General features: G+C 49.0%; 3 protein-coding genes and 1 pseudogene. 2 read left to right on the top strand and 2 right to left on the bottom strand.

Annotated elements, in window-relative coordinates; genetic code table 11:
• Positions 1–174: 174 nt before the first annotated feature.
• Together KDK14_RS10805 and KDK14_RS10800 are read right to left on the bottom strand one after the other, a co-directional pair.
• On the bottom strand, positions 175–573 hold the full coding sequence (locus tag KDK14_RS10805; RefSeq protein ID WP_257265117.1) for a hypothetical protein: 399 nt from the start codon (positions 571–573) through the stop codon (positions 175–177).
• 249 nt (positions 574–822) lie between these two features.
• Positions 823–1176, bottom strand: coding sequence for a hypothetical protein (locus KDK14_RS10800; RefSeq protein WP_257265116.1), 354 nt, complete (start codon positions 1174–1176; stop codon positions 823–825).
• 50 nt (positions 1177–1226) lie between these two features.
• On the opposite strand from KDK14_RS10800, the gene KDK14_RS10795 reads away from it, so the two are divergent.
• A complete protein-coding gene (locus tag KDK14_RS10795) occupies positions 1227–1547 on the top strand; it encodes a hypothetical protein (RefSeq protein ID WP_257265115.1) in 321 nt (106 codons plus the stop codon).
• Positions 1548–1827: 280 nt separating this feature from the next.
• Positions 1828–2145: pseudogene (locus KDK14_RS10790) on the top strand (transposase); the annotation flags it as partial.
• Positions 2146–2148: the final 3 nt, after the last annotated feature.

Below are 2148 nucleotides of genomic sequence, written 5' to 3'. Positions count from 1 at the left end.
TTGCATAATGCCAATGCCTTTTTGGAACTGAATGGTATTTTCACACATCAGTTTTACCTTCAAAACACATGACTATCGCCGTTTATTATAGCAGCTGATTCATGCGTACGATCAGTGGTAATCAGGAAATGGAATTACATGACCGTACCAGAGTATGAAAATGAAATGTCGATTTTATTTCGGGACAATTACCAAGGAGCGTTTGGATACACAGGATTGATTGCTTTCAAGCTGGATTGCTGCAATTGCAGAAGGTGAACTGCCCTGTACCACATAAGGCTTTTTATCGGTCACGACCAACAGACCGGATGCCACTGGAACTATGCCGTTGATCTCACCGTCAGGGATCGTGGTACGAAAATCCAGCGGCCACGCAGGGGGCATAAGGCTCAGACAGGCAAACCGTGTTGCCTGAAAACCGCAAAGCGATCCCGAACAAAGGCCAATTAACGGGCCATCAGGGTACAATGCGGTGTCGTCGTCAGGTGGGCCGATCCAGTTCTCAGTGATCGCCTGCTCCTGAAGCTCGCCGGGTTCTTTCGTGTCGTTATAGGAATCTGCGGTAATGGCCACATCACCCACGTACTGCCAAATGGCAGAGGACGAACCGCTGTTGCTGCGGTAAATCAGCTTACGGGCACCAGCGCCAAAGTTGTAATTGCCTGCGGCACCGCAGGTAGAGTGACCTGCACCTTGCCGCCAATGCCGATCTCATGGGTCAAAGAGGGGTCAGACAAGGGCTCTTCCGCCCCCCACGCATCCACAAACGACACCCGGTACGACTGATTTCTGACATACGTCAGAAATTCTCTGTCGCCTACTTTAACAACAGAGGTCGCAGGAGGGGCAGGGTATGCCCAACCTGAACTCTTCATTACCAGAACGAATTTTTGGGTACTGATCGCCGGTATAAACCAGCCGTTGACGTACATCGTTCGGGGTAATGTTACCCACCACATTCACGTCAGCAGACCACGCCAGCCAATCGTTGTTGTAAGGGTAAATCGACTGAGAGCCAGCAGGCACTGACTCGCCGCCAGGCAGCAGACCTTTCCACGGTGCCAGGTGTCCTTTGTCCAAACGGACATTATCAGCGGTGGTCGCTAAAGCATCGCCCAGTTTCTTTGGACTGACCTTGGGCGCAAGACCGGCAAACTGTTCAATGGTCAGGCGCATCCGAACCCCCTTTGCTATACTGGCTACCACACAATAAAGAGGACAAAATAATGAATGAAGAACTGTTTGAAGAGCTGGTCAAAGCAGGTATCGACAAAAAAACCGCCCATAAAGTCGCGGCCTCTTTAAACCCCGACCACCTTGCCACTAAAGAAGATTTGTTGCGGTTAGAGAAGGTCATACTAGAGTTTCAGCAAAAAACAGACGCACGTTTCTTAAGCCAGCAAACAGAAATGACCAAAGAACTGGCGGCCATACAGGCCAGTACCTCCGATAAATTAGCCGCCAGCAACCGGCAGTTTCTCGTTACCTTCCTCGGCCTCGGCCTCACCGCCTGCGTCCTGTTCACACTGAATCTCTACTTTCATTAACCGCCGTTTTCACCTTGACAAGCAGCTTGTCGTCATAGGTTTTTTTATGCTCTTGACGCCCGCCTCGGCAATATAAAGCAACAGCCAAACAAAAAACTTCTTGGTAAGCGTCTTACCAATGATGTACATAATCGCAGAACGCAGCCCCGCCAAAATGATCGTGAATTTCATACCACCCAACTATTAGCCTTACTTATATTATAATGCAAAACGCTCGTAATTGTGACTGAACTCAGTCAAAGTTTCTTTGCCCTCGAACCTATTGTAATGTTCCTTACGTAAAAGGTGCAGTGGTGACAAAGACCCGGGGAAAGTTATTCGCACAGACCGCCACGAAGCCATACGCCAGGCGATGAACCGCAAAATGGAAACCAAAGAGGCCAAAGCGGTTTATGAGCGTCGCAAGGTGATTGCAGAACCGCCTTTTGGCCAGATCAAGAACTCAGGATTCAGAGGGTTCAGTGTCCGGGGTAAGGAAAAAGTGGCTGGAGAATTTTCACTGGTCTGCAGTGCTTATAATTTCAAAAAAATTGTCAAATCGGTTTCCACGGGATCAATCCGTCTTGAAGAAGCAAAAAGGCTTAAAATGGCAGCATAAAGG

It is taken from the genome of Endozoicomonas sp. ONNA2, from assembly GCF_024606365.1.
Classification (GTDB): Bacteria; Pseudomonadota; Gammaproteobacteria; order Pseudomonadales; family Endozoicomonadaceae; genus Endozoicomonas.
The sequence above is the reverse complement of the archived record's forward strand: the minus strand, read 5'-3'. Positions and strand labels throughout refer to the sequence as shown.

Excerpts from the sequence above, each read along its gene's own strand:
- KDK14_RS10800 (WP_257265116.1), bottom strand. The coding sequence starts at position 1,176 with ATGCGCCTGACCATTGAACAGTTTGCCGGTCTTGCGCCCAAGGTCAGT.
- KDK14_RS10795 (WP_257265115.1), top strand. The coding sequence starts at position 1,227 with ATGAATGAAGAACTGTTTGAAGAGCTGGTCAAAGCAGGTATCGACAAA.